The organism is Agrobacterium deltaense RV3 (genome assembly GCF_900013505.1).
Taxonomy (GTDB): domain Bacteria; phylum Pseudomonadota; class Alphaproteobacteria; order Rhizobiales; family Rhizobiaceae; genus Agrobacterium; species Agrobacterium leguminum.
In genome coordinates this window covers 2,844,227-2,860,334 of sequence record NZ_LT009745.1, presented here as the reverse complement: position 1 = coordinate 2,860,334, position 16,108 = coordinate 2,844,227, and the positions used below count along the sequence as shown (strand labels likewise).

At 58.8% G+C, this 16,108-nt stretch carries 16 protein-coding genes and 1 pseudogene; 4 read left to right on the top strand and 13 right to left on the bottom strand.

From position 1 onward, the window contains the following. Positions 1-25: 25 nt before the first annotated feature. Positions 26-346 (top strand): thioredoxin, encoded by a 321-nt coding sequence (gene trxA / locus AGR7B_RS14295; protein ID WP_003505361.1) that lies wholly within the window; start codon positions 26-28, stop codon positions 344-346. A 47-nt stretch (positions 347-393) separates the two neighbouring features. Here trxA and AGR7B_RS14290 read toward each other — a convergent pair whose 3' ends face one another. The 8 genes from AGR7B_RS14290 to AGR7B_RS14255 form a co-directional block, all read right to left on the bottom strand. After that, positions 394-1,773: a bifunctional folylpolyglutamate synthase/dihydrofolate synthase gene (locus AGR7B_RS14290; protein WP_208616038.1), complete on the bottom strand. Its 1,380-nt coding sequence runs from the start codon at positions 1,771-1,773 to the stop codon at positions 394-396. 86 nt (positions 1,774-1,859) lie between these two features. Next, on the bottom strand, positions 1,860-2,756 hold the full coding sequence (gene accD / locus AGR7B_RS14285) for an acetyl-CoA carboxylase, carboxyltransferase subunit beta (protein WP_080856913.1): 897 nt from the start codon (positions 2,754-2,756) through the stop codon (positions 1,860-1,862). A 27-nt stretch (positions 2,757-2,783) separates the two neighbouring features. After that, complete coding sequence (gene trpA / locus AGR7B_RS14280) at positions 2,784-3,623, bottom strand: tryptophan synthase subunit alpha (RefSeq protein WP_080857117.1); 840 nt, start codon at positions 3,621-3,623, stop codon at positions 2,784-2,786. Between the two features lie 4 nt (positions 3,624-3,627). Next, positions 3,628-4,848: a tryptophan synthase subunit beta gene (gene trpB, locus AGR7B_RS14275; RefSeq protein ID WP_065656810.1), complete on the bottom strand. Its 1,221-nt coding sequence runs from the start codon at positions 4,846-4,848 to the stop codon at positions 3,628-3,630. Between the two features lies 1 nt (position 4,849). Continuing rightward, positions 4,850-5,512: a phosphoribosylanthranilate isomerase gene (locus AGR7B_RS14270; RefSeq protein ID WP_065656811.1), complete on the bottom strand. Its 663-nt coding sequence runs from the start codon at positions 5,510-5,512 to the stop codon at positions 4,850-4,852. A gap of 102 nt (positions 5,513-5,614) precedes the next feature. Next, complete coding sequence (locus AGR7B_RS14265) at positions 5,615-6,382, bottom strand: M48 family metallopeptidase (protein ID WP_080856912.1); 768 nt, start codon at positions 6,380-6,382, stop codon at positions 5,615-5,617. Between the two features lie 69 nt (positions 6,383-6,451). Then, positions 6,452-7,684, bottom strand: a complete 1,233-nt coding sequence (locus AGR7B_RS14260; protein WP_162934142.1) for a polyhydroxyalkanoate depolymerase — start codon at positions 7,682-7,684, stop codon at positions 6,452-6,454. Positions 7,685-7,810: 126 nt separating this feature from the next. Next, positions 7,811-8,653, bottom strand: a complete 843-nt coding sequence (locus AGR7B_RS14255) for a fumarylacetoacetate hydrolase family protein (protein WP_080856910.1) — start codon at positions 8,651-8,653, stop codon at positions 7,811-7,813. Positions 8,654-8,781: 128 nt separating this feature from the next. Between AGR7B_RS14255 and AGR7B_RS14250 the strand changes: the two genes are divergently transcribed. After that, positions 8,782-9,384 (top strand): nitroreductase family protein, encoded by a 603-nt coding sequence (locus tag AGR7B_RS14250; protein WP_080856909.1) that lies wholly within the window; start codon positions 8,782-8,784, stop codon positions 9,382-9,384. A gap of 98 nt (positions 9,385-9,482) precedes the next feature. Here AGR7B_RS14250 and gyrB read toward each other — a convergent pair whose 3' ends face one another. From gyrB to AGR7B_RS14225, 5 genes and pseudogenes are all read right to left on the bottom strand, one after another. Further along, positions 9,483-11,918 carry a DNA topoisomerase (ATP-hydrolyzing) subunit B gene (gene gyrB / locus AGR7B_RS14245; protein WP_078052265.1) on the bottom strand — a complete coding sequence of 812 codons (2,436 nt, stop codon included), beginning with the start codon at positions 11,916-11,918 and terminating at the stop codon, positions 9,483-9,485. 157 nt (positions 11,919-12,075) lie between these two features. Further along, entirely contained in the window at positions 12,076-12,441 is a 366-nt protein-coding gene (locus AGR7B_RS14240) for a helix-turn-helix domain-containing protein (protein ID WP_003521160.1), read from the bottom strand. Beyond that, complete coding sequence (locus AGR7B_RS14235) at positions 12,438-13,007, bottom strand: Smr/MutS family protein (protein ID WP_080856908.1); 570 nt, start codon at positions 13,005-13,007, stop codon at positions 12,438-12,440. Before AGR7B_RS14235 ends, AGR7B_RS14240 begins: the two co-directional genes overlap by 4 nt. Further along, a pseudogene (gene mltA, locus AGR7B_RS14230) lies at positions 13,004-14,116 on the bottom strand (murein transglycosylase A). The gene AGR7B_RS14235 and the pseudogene mltA overlap by 4 nt, the downstream one beginning before the upstream one ends. Beyond that, entirely contained in the window at positions 14,113-14,811 is a 699-nt protein-coding gene (locus AGR7B_RS14225) for a Tim44/TimA family putative adaptor protein (protein ID WP_137004140.1), read from the bottom strand. Before AGR7B_RS14225 ends, mltA begins: the two are co-directional and overlap by 4 nt. Before the next feature lie 140 nt (positions 14,812-14,951). On the opposite strand from AGR7B_RS14225, the gene AGR7B_RS14220 reads away from it, so the two are divergent. Together AGR7B_RS14220 and secB are read left to right on the top strand one after the other, a co-directional pair. Continuing rightward, entirely contained in the window at positions 14,952-15,500 is a 549-nt protein-coding gene (locus tag AGR7B_RS14220; RefSeq protein ID WP_065656820.1) for an FxsA family protein, read from the top strand. Between the two features lie 102 nt (positions 15,501-15,602). Continuing rightward, positions 15,603-16,085, top strand: coding sequence for a protein-export chaperone SecB (secB, locus tag AGR7B_RS14215; RefSeq protein WP_003521154.1), 483 nt, complete (start codon positions 15,603-15,605; stop codon positions 16,083-16,085). The last annotated feature ends 23 nt before the right edge of the window (positions 16,086-16,108 follow it).

Genomic DNA, 16,108 nt, shown 5'->3' with positions numbered 1-16,108 from the left:
AGTTTAGCTGAAAGGAGAGCCAGATATGGCTACCGTAAAAGTCGATGCCGCCAACTTCCAGTCCGAAGTCCTCGAATCCGCCGAACCCGTCGTGGTGGATTTCTGGGCCGAATGGTGCGGCCCGTGCAAGATGATCGCGCCGAGCCTTGAGGAAATTTCGTCCGAGCTTGCCGGCAAGGTCAAGGTCGCGAAGCTCAACATCGACGAAAACCCGGAACTGGCTGCCCAGTTCGGCGTGCGCTCCATCCCGACGCTCGCCATGTTCAAGGGCGGCGAAGTGGCCGACATCAAGGTTGGCGCTGCTCCCAAGACAGCGCTGTCCGCCTGGATTTCGGGCGCCGCATAAGCAATATCAGTGGAATGAAAAAAGCCCGGCAGCGATGCCGGGCTTTTTTATTGAGGAACGGTGCCGTTGAAGGCGAGCGCGTTGCCGGCAAGATAAAGCGAGCCGCCGATCAGGATGCGCGGCGCCGGTCCTTCGGGGTCGAAGCGGCGCGACAGCTCTTCCAGCGCATGCGTGAGAGACGAGGTGGGGGCCGCCACGAGACCGGCATCGAAGGCCGCATGGGCAAGTACAACGGGATCAATCGCCGCATCCGTGCCGCCAATCGGGACGGTGAAGACATATTCGGCAATATCGGCGAAGGCCTTGAAATAGCCGACCGGATCCTTGGTATTGATCATGCCTGCAATGATGAACAGCGGGCGTGGCGTCTTTTCCTCAAAGCCGGCCATCGCTTCGGCAATGACTTCGCCCGCGCCGGGGTTATGGCCGCCATCGATCCAGATTTCCGAATCCTTTGGGGCCATTTCAGCGATTTTGCCGGTCAGGATCCGCTGCAGACGGCCGGGCCATTCCACGGAGGTCATGGCTTTTTCGATCATCCGTTCCGTCACCTCGAAACCGGCGGCCTTCACGGCGCGGATCGCGGCGGCGGCATTGGCAAGCTGATGGCGGCCGGGAAGACGCGGCAGCGGCGCATCGGCCAGGCCGAACTCATCCTGATAGACCATGCGGCCGAATTCTTCATGGGCGGAAAAATCCTGCCCATAGACCGAGACCGGGCAACCGAGCCGCTCCGCCGTGGTGACAAGCGTTTCGAGCGCCGCATCATATTCCTGATGGCCTATGACGACGGGGGAACCGGACTTCATGATGCCTGCCTTTTCGGCGGCGATCAGCTCCACCCGATCACCAAGATAGGCCTGATGATCCAACGAAATCGGCATGATGACGGAGACGGCCGGATTGTTGATCACATTGGTCGCATCGAAACGCCCACCCAGACCAACCTCCACGACGGCTGCATCGGCGGGCTGTTCCGCAAAAAGCACGAACATCGCGGCAGTCAGGATTTCGAAAACCGTGATCGTCTGGCCTGCATTGGCAGCTTCAATACGGCGCAACGCATCCGCAAAGACAGCATCCTCGACATAACGGCCCATTTCCCCGTAAACGCCGATACGATAACGTTCGTGCCAGTTCACCAGATGTGGAGAGGTATGGACGTGCACGGAAAGGCCTGCCGCCTCCAGAAGTGCTCGGCAAAAGGCCGTGACGGAACCCTTACCATTGGTGCCAGCAACATGGATAACAGGTGGCATTCTGTTCTGGGGATTGCCGAGTTTTTCAAGAAGACGGGAAATTCTGTCGAGCGAAAGATCGAACCCCTTGGGGTGGAGCTGCATCAGCTCTTCAATGATCTTCTCGGCCTCACCGATCGCGGGCTTCGTCATGTCTTCCGTTCGCCTTTCAGGCGTTTTGCTTGCCATTTGTCCGCCGCACCAAAGATGAAATCATGCAACGTATAGCATCATCCCGAAGGCAGTTTATGCCTCCGGGCGACATATTTTTTTCCTCAGGCCGAAGCGGCCAGCGGTACGACAGCATTTGCGTTGTCAGCAGGCGCTTTGGTCATGATCTTGAGCAGATTGGCCAGCGTGTCGGGAATTTCGCGGCGGTCGATCACCATGTCCACCATGCCGTGCTCCAGCAGGTACTCCGAAGTCTGGAAGCCTTCGGGGAGCTTTTCGCGAATGGTCTGCTCGATCACGCGCTTGCCTGCGAAGCAAATCTCGGCACCCGGCTCGGCGATATGCACATCGCCCAACATGGCGTAGGAGGCCGTGACGCCGCCGGTCGTCGGGTTCGTCAGAACCACGATGTAAGGCATTCCCGCTTCTTTCAGCATGTTCACCGCAACCGTGGTGCGCGGCAGCTGCATCAGCGACAGAATGCCTTCCTGCATGCGCGCACCGCCCGAGGCCGGGAACATCACGAGCGGGCAACGCTCGGAAATGGCACGCTCGAAGGCCTTCACGATCGCTTCGCCGGCGGCAATGCCCAGCGAACCGCCCATGAACTGGAATTCATGCACGACGGCGACGATCTTCAGGCCTTTCAGGAGGCCGACGCCGGCAAGGATCGTGTCTTCCTGCTCGGTCTTCGTGCGGCTGTCGCGCAGGCGGTCGGTGTATTTTTTGGAATCGCGGAACTTCAAGGGGTCCTGCGCTACCTTCGGCTGCGGCAGTGCTTCATAGATACCGCCATCGAAAAGATCGGCAAGACGTGCCTTGGCCGGCATCTTCATATGGTAGCCGGAAGCCGGGATGACCCACTTGTTGTCTTCCAGATCCTTATGGAAGACCATCTCGCCCGTTTCCGGGCACTTGATCCACAGGTTCTCCGGAACCTCCGGGCGGCGGCCAAGCATGGAATTGATCCGGGGCCGTACGTAATTGGTGATCCAGTTCAACTGACTACTCCTGACTGGGCCGCGCGCTTATTCCGCAGCGGCAAGGCGCGATGCACGCACGCCCGTTGAAAGTCCTTTTACCAGCGTCGTAACGGCCGGTACGGTATCGGCGGTCGCCTGCCCGTCCCTGGTCAGGCTGCCCGCAATCTGGTTGACGATGGCCGAACCGACCACAACGCCATCCGCAACGGCACCGATCGCTTTTGCATGATCCGCCGTTTTGACACCGAAACCGACACAGACCGGCAGTTCCGTATGCGCCTTGATACGACCGACAGCACCCGAGATCAACGAGGGATCGGGAAGTGCTGAACCGGTGATACCGTTCATCGAGACGTAATAAACGAAACCTGAGGTATTTTTAAGGACGGCAGGCAGGCGCTTGCCATCCGTCGTTGGCGTCGCCAGACGGATGAAGTTGATGCCGCGCGCAAGAGCGGGGATGCAGAGTTCATCGTCCATTTCCGGCGGCAGATCGACAACGATCAGGCCATCGATGCCGGCGGCGATTGCGTCGTCCAGAAATTTTTCGACGCCGTAGATATAGATCGGATTGTAGTAGCCCATCATCACGATCGGCGTCGCGTCATCTCCCTTGCGGAACTCGCGAGCGAGATCGAGCGTGGTTTTCAGCGTCTGGCCGCCTTTCAGCGCGCGCTGACCGGCCAGCTGAATGGCCGGGCCATCCGCCATCGGGTCGGAAAAGGGCATGCCGAGTTCGATGACGTCGGCACCGGCTTCCGGCAGCGCTTTCATGATGCCGAGCGAGGTTGCGAAATCCGGGTCGCCTCCCATGAAATAGGTAATCAGGGCCGGGCGATTTTCAGCGCGCAGATCGGCAAAGCGCTTGTCCATACGTGCAGTCATGATCTTATACATCCATTCCAAGGAACTTGCTGACGGTGTGGACATCCTTGTCGCCGCGACCGGAGAGGTTCATCAGGATGATTTCATCCTTGCCCATCTTCGGTGCGCGCTTGATGACCTCGGCCAGGGCATGGCTCGGCTCAAGAGCCGGAATGATGCCTTCAAGGCGCGTCAGCATCTGGAAGGCGTCCAGCGCCTCATGGTCCATGATCGGCACGTATTCCACGCGGCCAATATCGTTCAGCCAGGAATGTTCAGGGCCGATACCGGGATAATCGAGGCCGGCGGAGATGGAATGGCCTTCCTTGATCTGACCGTCCTCATCCTGCAGCAGATAGGTGCGGTTGCCATGCAGCACACCCGGCGAACCGGCGGTGATGGAAGCGCAATGCTCATCACCCGAAAGACCCTTGCCGCCGGCTTCGACGCCGATAATACGGACATTCTTGTCATCGAGGAAAGGATGGAAGATGCCGATGGCGTTCGAACCGCCGCCGACAGCCGCGACAACCAGATCCGGCAGGCGACCTTCCGCCTCCAGCATCTGCGCCTTGGCTTCCTCGCCGATAACGGCCTGGAAATCGCGGACCATTTCCGGATAGGGATGCGGGCCGGCGGCAGTGCCGATCAGATAATAGGTGTCCTCGACATTGGTGACCCAGTCGCGCAGGGCCTCGTTCATGGCGTCCTTCAGGGTGCCATGGCCAGCCGTGACCGGCTTCACCTCGGCACCGAGGAGCTTCATGCGGAACACATTCGGGGCCTGACGGGCAACATCCGTCGCGCCCATATAAACGACGCAGGGCAGACCGAAGCGTGCAGCGACGGTAGCCGAGGCAACGCCGTGCTGGCCGGCACCGGTTTCGGCGATGATACGGGTCTTGCCCATGCGCTTGGCAAGCAGGATCTGGCCGAGGCAATTGTTGATCTTGTGCGAGCCGGTGTGGTTCAGCTCTTCGCGCTTGAAATAAATCTTGGCGCCGCCAAGTTCCGCCGTCAGGCGTTCCGCAAAATAAAGCGGGCTCGGGCGGCCGGTATAGTGTGCGCCGAGATGCTTGAGTTCCGCCTGAAACGCGGGATCGGTCTTGGCCTTGTCCCATTCCGCCTGCAAATCCAGAATGAGCGGCATCAGCGTTTCGGCAACGAAGCGACCTCCGTAAATGCCGAAACGGCCGTCCTCATCGGGACCAGCGCGAAAAGAATTGGGTGTTGGCGCGTCGTTCACTTCAAGCTCCCTTTGGGCCTTTCGACCAATCATTCACCACATCGAAAAATGCGTCGATCATGGACAAATCCTTGACGCCCGGCGCACTTTCCACACCGGACGATAAATCTAGTCCGCTTGCCCTGGTCTCCGCCAGCGCCTCGGCGACATTGTCCTTGTTCAATCCCCCGGAAAGCATGTAATCCACACTTCCGTCAAGTGATCGCAGGATGGTCCAGTCGAAGGAGACGCCGTTGCCGCCCGGAAGCTCGGAACCGGCAGGCGCCTTGGCATCCAGCAGAAAACGGTCGGCTATTCCAATATAAGGGTCGATTTTGGCAAGATCAGCAGCATCGCGAATGGAAATCGCCTTCATGACAGGCAGGCCATACAGCGCCTTGATGTTCAGCAGCCGCTCCGGGCTTTCATTGCCATGCAGCTGCAGAATGTCCGGTTTGACGAGATCGACGATTTCATCGAGATAATCATTATCGGCATTGACGGTGACGGCAACCACCTTGGCGGCGCCACGAGCGCCTTCCGCCAGCCTGCCGGCAAGATCCGGCTCGATGTTGCGCGGGCTTTTTTCAAAGAAAATAAAACCGACGTGGGACGCACCACGCCTGACGGCGCGCTCGAGCGCTTCCGGTGTCTTCAATCCGCAAATCTTGATATCCGGTTTCATACCCGCGACCTGACATGAAATGCGACAAGAGTCGAGCCAAATCGCATCCATTCCCGATGGAATGTTTCACGTGAATCCAGATGGCGATCCGCGCCGCCGGTTTCAATCGAAATCGATGGCGTGAAGTTTGGAACCATGGCGTTTCAGCCAGCTCTTGGCTTCTTCCGTGTGCGGGCAGAGCTTTTCGCACAATGCCCAAAATTTCGGGCCGTGGTTCATTTCCCTCAGATGCGCGACCTCATGGGCGGCGAGATAGTCGATGACCTTTTCCGGGGCCATGACGATGCGCCAGGAAAAGCTCAGATTTCCATCATGGGAACAGGAGCCCCACCGGCTGCGGGTATCCTTCATGCTGATGGAGCGGACCGGCCGGCCGGCGGTGCGTGCATGAACAGCAACAAGCCGTTCCAGATCCGCCTTCGCTTCCTTCTTGAGGAAGGTCGCTATCCGCCGTCCCAGATGTTCCGGCGCGCCGCTGACCTTCAGAACGGCCATCCCATCGGCGTCTTTCGTGACATATGTCAGCCCTCGCAGGCTGCCAGTATGGTCAATGCGGTGGGCTATGCCACGAATATCGATGGTCGCACCCGAACGCAAACCGTCGTCGGGGCTGAATTTCACAAGCTTGCCTTCCAGCCAGCCCTGATGCCTCTCGAGAAAATCATCCACCTGGCGGTGATGCAGGCCCATCGGGATCGTCAGCTTCAGCGCCCGGCCGCCGGGTTCGATGCGCAGCGTAATGCGCGTGGCACGCGGATTTTCCCTGACCGTAATCGGCACCTGCCTGCCCGCCACTGCGACGGTGCGCTGGCTGGGCAGCGCCTTCTTTGGGGCCGGCGATTTCAGGGATTTTCTGAGGAGCGAAAACATGAACTCTTCATAACCGATTCGTCCGTCGCTTGGCCATGCAAATGCGCGGCACGGCCGGCCGTCTTGTCCTTAAGCTGTCTGATGTTTGCGGATAAAATCCAGCATGCGCGGCACGATTTCCTTGCGGAAGCGCGAACCGTTGAAGACGCCGTAGTGCCCGACATCGGGCTGCATGTAATGGGCTCGTTTGTCTTCAGGGATGTTCCGGCAGAGATCATGCGCCGCCTTTGTCTGGCCGACACCGGAAATATCGTCGTTCTCACCTTCCACCGTAAACAATACGACGTTGCGAATGGCTGCGGGATCGACCGCCCTGCCCCGGTGCAGCATGTTCCCTTTCGGAAGCGCATGGTCGATGAAGACGGTTTCCACCGTCTGCAGATAGAACTCCGCCGTCAGATCCATCACGGCCAGATATTCGTCGTAAAATTCGCGGTGTTTTTCAGCGGAATCGCCGTCATTCTTGACGAGGTTGAGGTAAAAATCCTTGTGCGCCGTCATGTGCTTGTCGAGGTTCATGGACATGAAACCGGAGAGTTGCAGGAAGCCCGGATAGACATTGCGGCCAAAAGCGGGCTGCGGCCACGGCACCTGCATGACGACATTGTCGCGGAACCATTCAATGGGTTTCGCCTTGGCAAGACCGTTGACAGCCGTTGGATTGATGCGCGTGTCAATCGGACCACCCATCAGCGTCATGGATGCCGGCGCGAATTTATCCCCATCAGCCTCCATCAGGGAAACGGCGGCCAGTACTGGCACGGATGGCTGACAGACGGCTACCACATGCGCCCCCGGTCCGATCGCGCGCAGCATCTCGATGACATAGCTGATGTAATCATCGAGATCGAAGGTGCCCTCACTCACCGGCACGGTGCGGGCGTCGGTCCAATCGGTGATGTAGATATCCGCCGAAGGCAGCAGGGCCTCCACCGTTCCCCGCAACAGGGTGGCGTAGTGGCCGGACATCGGCGCCACCAGCAGCACCTTCGGATCGGACTGGCGGGCTGGATCGAGTTCTTTCTTGAAATGAAGCAGATTGCAGAACGGACGCGACCAGACGGTCTCTTCGACAACATTGACGGTGTGGCCATCGACAATCGTACTGCAAAGAGCGAATTCCGGTTTAGCGTAACGGCGCGTCATGCGCTCAAAGACCTCAAAACCGGCATCGAGGCTTCTTCCGAAAGCCGTGCTGGAAAGCGGGTTGAGCGGATTGTTGCAAGCCTGACGCATCATGTCGGCGCCGGCGCGCAGCGGCGCCATGGCCGCATGGTTCATTTCATAGAGGTGGTAGAACACTGATGACGCCTCCCTCGCGATCACGCTCTTTTTTTCAACCATAGCAGCTTTTCGCAGGTGCACAAAATCGAAGGCGCCGGCGGTTTCCCGCCGGCGCCTCACTTTTCGTTGAATGCCTGCCGGTGATCAGATGTCGGCGACGAAAGTCTGCTTCTGGGAACCGAGACCCTCGATGCCGAGTTCCACGACGTCACCAGCCTTCAGGTAACGCGGCGGCTTCAGGCCCATGCCAACGCCAGGAGGGGTGCCGGTGGAAATGACATCACCGGGATGCAGCGACATGAACTGGCTGAGGTAGGAGACAACGTGGGCGACGCCATACACCATTGTCTTGCTGGAGCCGTCCTGCATGGTCTGGCCGTTGACCTTCAGCCACATGCCGAGGTTCTGCGGGTCAGTGATTTCGTCCTTCGTCACCAGCCAGGGGCCGATGGGACCGAATGTGTCGCAGGACTTGCCCTTGGTCCATTGCCCCGCACGCTCCGTCTGGAAGGCGCGTTCGGACACATCATGCGAAACGCAGTAACCCGCGACGTAATCGAGAGCCTCGGCTTCCGAGACGTATTTGGCGGTCTTGCCGATGACGACGCCGAGCTCGACTTCCCAGTCGGTCTTTTCAGAACCGCGCGGAATGGTGACGTTGTCATTCGGGCCGACGATGGCCGAGGTCGCCTTCATGAAAATGACCGGTTCCGGCGGTACGGTGGCACCCGTTTCGGCAGCATGGTCGGAAAAGTTGAGGCCGATGCAGATGAATTTTCCCGTTCCGGCAACGCAGGCGCCGATGCGCTCTTCGTTCAGCACCGGAAGTGTGCCGAGGTCGATCGCGGCGATCTTCTTGAGGCCCTCGGGAGAAATGGCTTCGCCGCCAATGTCTTTGACATGGGCGGACAGATCGCGGACTTTTCCTTCCGCATCGAGGATTGCAGGTTTTTCCTGGCCGGGCTGGCCGACACGCATCAATTTCATGGAACTCTCTCCCGGTTGTCAGACAAGGTGATGCATATATGAACGATGCATTCATACTTGTCACCCCTTGACTGCGCCAAGTTTCGAAAAATACCTTTTCCTTCCCGTCAATCAAAAGGACATGGCCCGTGACGAACAGCAATTCCCGGCAATCAGAATATCCCGTCGATCCCCTCTTCCTCGATCGCTGGTCTCCGCGCGCCTTCGATGGCCATGCCATGCCGTCCCAGCATCTGATGACCATTCTGGATGCGGCACACTGGGCGCCGTCTGCTTCCAACTATCAGCCATGGCGGTTTGTCTATGCGCACAAGGATAGCGAAGACTGGCCGCTCTTCGTGGAACTGCTGATGGAGGGAAACCAGCGCTGGGCAAAAAACGCCTCCGTGCTGCTGTTTGTCATTTCCCGCGACTATAACATCTCGCGCGACGGTGAGAAAAAACCATCCGCGACCCATTCCTTCGATGCCGGCGCTGCCTGGTTTTCGCTTGCCATGCAGGCTCACCTGCTCGGTTACCACGCCCATGGCATGGCTGGCATATTGAAAGACAAGATCGTTGAAAAACTGAACATCCCGGAAGGCTACAGGGTGGAGGCCGCGGTCGCCATCGGCACGCTGACCGACAAGTCCGTTCTCCCTGACGATCTGGCGGAGCGGGAAGTGCCGAGCAAGCGTCTGCCGCTTTCGGATGTGGCCTTCGAAGGGCGCTTCACCGGCAAGGGTGATTGATGTTCTCCGAATAAGAAAAGGCCCGGCGGAAATTGACCGCCGGGCCTTTTGTTAAATTTTCGTTTCACGTGAATCGTTACGCGAAACACCCCACAGGATTAAATGTCGAGGTTGGCGACGCTTAGCGCATTTTCCTGAATGAAGTCGCGGCGCGGCTCCACCTCGTCGCCCATCAGGCGGGCAAACAGGCCGTCGGCGTCCGTTGCGTCACTCACCCTTACCTGCAGCAGCGAGCGAACATTGGCGTCAAGCGTCGTTTCCCAGAGCTGCTCGGCATTCATTTCGCCAAGACCCTTATAGCGCTGCATGGAAAGACCCTTGCGCCCAGCGGCGAAAATTGCATCCAGAAGCGCTCGCGGACCGGCCAATTCCATGGTGCCATCCTTGCGTTGCAGAACCGGCGGCGTAGCGTAGATATCGCGCGTGCGGGCTGCGAGCTGATCGATATGGCGGGCATCGGCCGAACCGAGCAGGCCCATATCCAGCGTCGAGACTTCCTTGACGCCGCGCACCATGCGCTCGAAGCGCAAGCCGCCATCCTGCAGTACGGTGCCGGACCAGCCGCGTTCGGTTTCTTCCGCGATCATATCCAGACGCCGCGCCACTTCGGCAACGGTTTCCTCGGCGCGGGCAGCATCGGCCGAAAGCTCGGGGTTCAGCGCGCCGGCTATTGCCGCCTGTTCAACGATCGAGCGGCTGTAACGCGAATGCAGACCGTCGATCAGCGAGCGCATGCGCACCGCATCCAGAATGACTTCACGAAGATCGGCCCCGATACGCACTTCGCCAGAACCGAGGGTCAGCGACGCTTCCTCGATACCCATGGAAATAAGGTATTCTTCCAGCGCCTTTTCATCTTTGAGGTACTGCACGGATTTGCCACGCGTGACCTTATAAAGCGGCGGCTGGGCGATATAGAGATGGCCACGCTCGATCAGCTCCGGCATCTGGCGGAAGAAGAAGGTCAGAAGCAGGGTACGGATATGGGCGCCGTCGACGTCAGCATCCGTCATGATGATGATCTTGTGGTAACGCAGCTTGTCGGCGTTGAACTCGTCCTTGCCGATGGAGGTACCGAGCGCCGTAATCAGCGTGCCAATTTCCTGGCTGGACAACATCTTGTCGAAACGGGCGCGCTCGACGTTCAGGATTTTGCCACGCAGCGGCAGGATCGCCTGGGTTTCGCGCGAGCGGCCCTGCTTGGCCGAACCGCCAGCGGAGTCACCCTCAACGAGGAAGAGTTCGGATTTCGCCGGATCGCGCTCGGAGCAGTCCGCAAGCTTGCCGGGCAGAGAGGCGATATCGAGCGCACCCTTGCGGCGCGTCAGTTCGCGCGCCTTGCGGGCAGCTTCGCGGGCGACCGCCGCTTCCACCACCTTGCCGACGAGGATTCTTGCGTCGGAAGGGTGTTCTTCCAGCCAGGTGGAGAGCGCTTCGTTGACAAGGCTTTCCACGACCGGACGCACTTCGGACGAAACGAGCTTGTCTTTCGTCTGCGAGGAAAACTTGGGATCGGGAACCTTGACGGAAAGAATGGCCGTCAGACCTTCACGGCAGTCCTCACCCTGCAGGCTCACCTTTTCCTTTTTCAGGATGCCCGAGGTTTCGGCATAGGAGGTCACCTGACGGGTCAGAGCCGCGCGGAAACCGGCCATATGGGTGCCGCCGTCGCGCTGGGGAATGTTGTTGGTAAAACACAGCACGTTTTCATGGTAGCTATCGTTCCACCACAGCGCGACCTCGACAGTGATACCGTCCTTTTCGCCCTTGATGGCGACTGGCTTGTCCACCAGCGGCTTCTTGGCACGATCGAGATAACGAACGAAGGCTTCGAGACCGCCATCATACAGCAGCTCTTCCTGCTTGATATCGGAATGGCGCTTGTCGGTGAGCAGGATGCGGACGCCGGAATTCAGGAATGCGAGTTCGCGCAGGCGATGCTCCAGCGTTCCGTAATCGTAGTCCGTCATGGTGAAGGTTTCAGGGCTTGCAAGGAAGGTTACTTCCGTGCCGGAGCGCCCTTCATATTCGCCAATGACGGAAAGCGGCGCATCGGCAACGCCATGCGTAAAGCCGATTTCGTGCAGCTTGCCGTTGCGGCGGATTCTGAGTTTAAGCCAGACGGAGAGCGCATTGACCACCGACACGCCCACGCCATGCAGGCCGCCCGAGACCTTATAGGAATTCTGGTCGAACTTACCGCCCGCATGCAGCTGCGTCATGATGACTTCGGCGGCAGAAACGCCTTCGGAAGAATGGATGTCGGTCGGAATGCCGCGTCCGTTATCCGTCACCGTCACGGAGCCATCGGCGTTCAGCGTCACCGTCACCAGATCGGCATGACCGGCAAGCGCCTCGTCGATGGCGTTGTCGACGACTTCATAGACCATGTGGTGCAGGCCGGAACCGTCATCGGTATCGCCGATATACATGCCGGGCCGTTTGCGCACGGCATCAAGGCCCTTGAGGACCTTGATCGAATCGGCTCCATATTCCGCGTTCGCGCCGACTTCGCTTGACGATGTTTCGGTCATAAATACTCTTTCCAAAGTTTTCTCGGGCCAGGTTTCCAGTGAGGGGGCCTGAAGCCAGCGAATCACTCAAATCCGACATGCGACTATAGAAATTCTACACCCAATCCCAAAGGCCGCATGCTTCAGGATGCTGCATAAAGCAGGGGATAGAGGGGTTTCAATCGCAAGAACGGCTTTTTTGCAGCACGGCTGACAGTTCCTCTACCACACTCGGCGGCAGCTTGCGAATATCCCGTGCCAGCCGGTTGGCGAAAGCCGTATATTGCGGCGGCAGGCCGATGGTGTCGATCACCACTTTCGGGTCGGAAGAACCGGCCAGAAAGAACAATTCCTCCGCCTCATCCCAGATGATGTTGAAATATCCGGCGATGCGCTGGAGGAGATCGAAGCTCGGCTTGCCGCGCTTGCCATGCTCCAGCGCCGAGAGATAGGCCGGCGATACGCCGATTGCGGCGGCCATTTCCTTCTGCGTCACGCCCTTGCGCTCGCGAAGTTGCCGCACGGCCTCCGCAAAGGGCGTCATGACTTTTCACCCCGCCGACGCGCCAACCGCACATAAAGCGCGCCGTCGCCGCCGTGATTGGCGGATGCATCCTCATAGGATGAAATCAGGTGGCGATATTCCGGCTTGGAAAACCACATGGGCACTGCCCTTTTCAACGCGCCGTCGCTGCCGATGGAGCGGCCCTTACCCGTTATGACGAGCACGTGTCTCAGACCGCGTTCATGCGCGCGCAATAGAAAATCAAGCAGCACCGCATGGGCTTCGCTCTGGAACATGCCATGCAGATCTATCCGCCCTTCCAGCGGCAACCGGCCACGGGTGAGCTTGCGTTTGACCGGTTTTTCCATAGGCTGATGAATCTTCGGCTTCTTGTCCGGAGCCGGTGGCGACGACTCGGCCGGCTCCAAAAGCATGCGCGGAAAAGCGCCTTTGCCGGCCTGCGGAACATCGGGCTCCACCGGAGGCTCCTCTATGTCATCGAAAGCCAGCAGGTCTTCCAGTCTGCCGGAGATCGGCCGCGTGGTTTTTGCGACCTTTCCCCACAGAATGCGCTCTTCCTTACCGAGCTTGCGACTGCTCTTCATCGCCTATACCTCTGCGCAGCCACCTGCGGTATCAGTATATAAAAATCGGCCTCATTGCGCACGGTACCGGCCAGCTCTCCCGCTTCGAAACCGGAGCCGGTGAAAATATCGCCACGCGCCGGGCCAACGATGGCCGAGCCGGTATCGAGCGCCAGCATCAGCCGCGCGAGAGGTTTTCCGTCATCGAGATGGGTAAGCGACGGCGCATGGATGAAGAAGGGAAGCCCGAAAGTGTGGATGAGCCTGTCCACCGCAAGCGCTCGCCCTGCGACCAACGGAACCTTAGCAGCTGCAACCGGCCCCATGTCCTGATCGGCCACATCCGCCTCCCGGAAAAAAATATAGGAGCGGTTATGCCATAATACCCCATCCACCTCATCCGGATGGTCAGCGAGCCATTTGCGGATCGTCTGCATCGACACGGTTTTCGGATCGAGTTCCCCGCGATCGAGAAGCAGACGGCCAATCGGCGAAAAAGCGTGCCCGGCCTTGGCCGCATAGGTGATGCGCTTCACCGCGCCGTCGGGAAACACCAGACGCGCCGCACCCTGCACATGAACGAAAAACAGGTCGACCTTCGATCTTGCCCAGGCAATCTCAAGGCCCCTGCCCTCCAGATACCCTTCATCGATCTCCCGGCGGTCGGGAAAATAGGAAATACCGTTTTCATCCTGCCTGCCGAAAGCATAGGACGTATCGAAACCGGCAGGACGATTGGCGTCGTCGATATCCACCAGCTCCGGGGGCCGGCGGTAAATCGGATAACGCCAGATGTCGTCGGGCTCGGACGATACTTCCAGCTCGGGTTCGTAAAAGGCGGTCACGAAACCGCTTTTTCCCTGAGCTGGAGAAATCCTGAAAGGCACGCAATTGGTTTCAAAAAACCGGCGCGCCTGTTCCGGGCTGCTTGTCTGGTTTTTCTCTGCGCTTTCCAGAAGCGAGACCAGTTCCGCCGCCGTGACCCCGAGCGCGCCGGTCCTGTAGGGTTTCGCATTCCGAAGATGCTACAGGATTGTCGCCATCGCCGGAAAAAGCTTGCCCGGATCGTCTTGCCGCCATCCGGGCAGGTCGCTGAAAGAAACTTCTTCGATCGAAAAGGGCGCGGTCATTGCTCGGATTCGGTAGCGATCAGCTTCCAGTTCGGATCGCGCGAGCGGATATCGCGCGAGAAGGTCCAGATGTCGTCCACCTCCGCAACCGCATCCGGGTCGCCATCCACCAGCTTGCCATCCTTGTCATAGGTCGCCGAAATCAGCTGGCTGACGATCCTCAGCGTGATCTGCACTTCAGAATCACGCACACTGGCCTGGGTGATATCTGCCTTCTCGATACCCACGAAGGTGGACTTCACCACTTCGCCACGACCTTCCCTCTCGGAAATGGCCGCCTCGAAACCGTCGAAAACCTCCTTCGACAAAAGGTTCTTGAGCGTCTTGCGGTCGCCATCGGCAAAGCCCATGACAATCATTTCATAGGCCATGCGGGCGCCGTTCAGGAATTCCTTCGGCCCAAAGGACGGGTCCCTGGTCATCACCTCACGCAGCGACGCATTGAGCGGCGTATCGACGGGGGCAAGCGCATCCGCCTCGGCAAAACGGTTTTCTTCGTCACCCTCGCTGCGCCTCGGCAGGGTCACGACCTTGTTATCGTCTGCAACGGGACCCTTGGCCACATCTCGCGGGCTATAGGGGTCGAATGGCGGCTTCTCATTGCCCGTGCGGCGACCGAGGACACTGCGCAGCTGAAAGAAGATCAGCACCGCTGCAACGAGAAAAAACAATGTGATAAAGTCGCTGAAGCCCATCTTTTACCAAAACCGCCATTTAAATTCGAAAACCACACCATCATATAGTCTGCATCTTATCATCATTCAAATGTGCAGATTCAATCATCGGTGTCCCGGGAAGCGGCAATCTGCCAGAGATGCACACGCAAGGCTAGAAGATGCGTTTTTCCTTTCTCCCCATCGTCATCCTGATGATGCCCATCCTCGAAATTGCCGGTTTCATCATCGTCGGCAAGGCGATAGGCCTGTGGCTGACATTGGCGCTCGTCCTGTTCACCTCGTTTCTGGGGTTGCTCATCCTGCGGCTCGGCGGCATCGGCATGGTGAGAAATCTTCAGGATGCGGGGCGTACCGGTGCGCAGCCGGCGGATGAGCTGGTAAATGGCGCCATGCGCGTCGTTGCCGGGATCCTGCTCTTCATCCCCGGTTTCATTACCGACATTCTCGGCCTTCTGCTTCTCTCGCCCACCGTACGGCGCTTTTTCTGGAAAGCCTTCGGGCCGCGCGTCGTCGTTGCGGGTTCGTTTCGGCAATCCGGCCAGCAATCCGGTCCTCAGCCCGGTGATTTTTCCGGCTTTCGGAATGATCCGGGACATGCGCGCAATTCGAAGGTGGTGGATCTCGACGAGGAGGAGTTTCATCGCGAAGAGCCAAAGGGTTCGCCATGGTCGCGCAACCCGGATGATCGCGATCTGCCCAAACCCTGATCCCGGGCGGAATGGATCGCGATGACCCGATCACGAAGGGTTGTAAGCCCCGGGTCGAAATGATAGACCGCCTTCCACGAATTCACGCCGTGAGGAAATGTAATGACCGCTGAAAATGGTGCACAGGGCGCAGTAAGTCCTTCCCTCAACATTCTTGCCCAGTACATCAAGGATCTTTCCTTCGAAAATCCGGGTGCTCCTCGCTCGCTTCAGGCCCGTGACAATGCGCCGTCGATCAACATCAATGTCAACGTCAATGCAAACCCGATCTCGGGTTCGGATTTCGATGTTGTGCTGACGCTGAATGCTGAAGCCAAGGATGGCGACAAGGTGCTGTTCGCGGCCGAGCTGGTTTATGGCGGCGTGTTCCGCATCGCCGGCTTCCCGCAGGAACATATGCTGCCGGTGCTGTTCATCGAATGCCCGCGCCTGCTGTTCCCCTTCGCGCGCCAGATCATTGCGGACGTTACCCGCAATGGCGGTTTCCCGCCGCTGATGATCGATCCGATCGATTTTGCGCAGATGTTCGCCCAGCGCGTTGCCGAGGAACAGGCAAAGGCCAAGGTTCAGGCCGTACCGAACTAAGTGACGCGGCTCTGCGCTGCAGA

Coding starts and splice junctions, on each gene's coding strand:
- AGR7B_RS14220 (WP_065656820.1), top strand. CDS start 14,952: ATGCGTTTTTCCTTTCTCCCCATCGTCATCCTGATGATGCCCATCCTC.
- AGR7B_RS14265 (WP_080856912.1), bottom strand. CDS start 6,382: ATGTTTTCGCTCCTCAGAAAATCCCTGAAATCGCCGGCCCCAAAGAAG.
- AGR7B_RS14255 (WP_080856910.1), bottom strand. CDS start 8,653: ATGAAATTGATGCGTGTCGGCCAGCCCGGCCAGGAAAAACCTGCAATC.
- AGR7B_RS14290 (WP_208616038.1), bottom strand. CDS start 1,773: ATGGCAAGCAAAACGCCTGAAAGGCGAACGGAAGACATGACGAAGCCC.
- AGR7B_RS14240 (WP_003521160.1), bottom strand. CDS start 12,441: ATGACGCCCTTTGCGGAGGCCGTGCGGCAACTTCGCGAGCGCAAGGGC.
- AGR7B_RS14235 (WP_080856908.1), bottom strand. CDS start 13,007: ATGAAGAGCAGTCGCAAGCTCGGTAAGGAAGAGCGCATTCTGTGGGGA.
- secB (WP_003521154.1), top strand. CDS start 15,603: ATGACCGCTGAAAATGGTGCACAGGGCGCAGTAAGTCCTTCCCTCAAC.
- AGR7B_RS14225 (WP_137004140.1), bottom strand. CDS start 14,811: ATGGGCTTCAGCGACTTTATCACATTGTTTTTTCTCGTTGCAGCGGTG.
- trpA (WP_080857117.1), bottom strand. CDS start 3,623: ATGACTGCACGTATGGACAAGCGCTTTGCCGATCTGCGCGCTGAAAAT.
- gyrB (WP_078052265.1), bottom strand. CDS start 11,918: ATGACCGAAACATCGTCAAGCGAAGTCGGCGCGAACGCGGAATATGGA.
- AGR7B_RS14270 (WP_065656811.1), bottom strand. CDS start 5,512: ATGAAACCGGATATCAAGATTTGCGGATTGAAGACACCGGAAGCGCTC.
- trxA (WP_003505361.1), top strand. CDS start 26: ATGGCTACCGTAAAAGTCGATGCCGCCAACTTCCAGTCCGAAGTCCTC.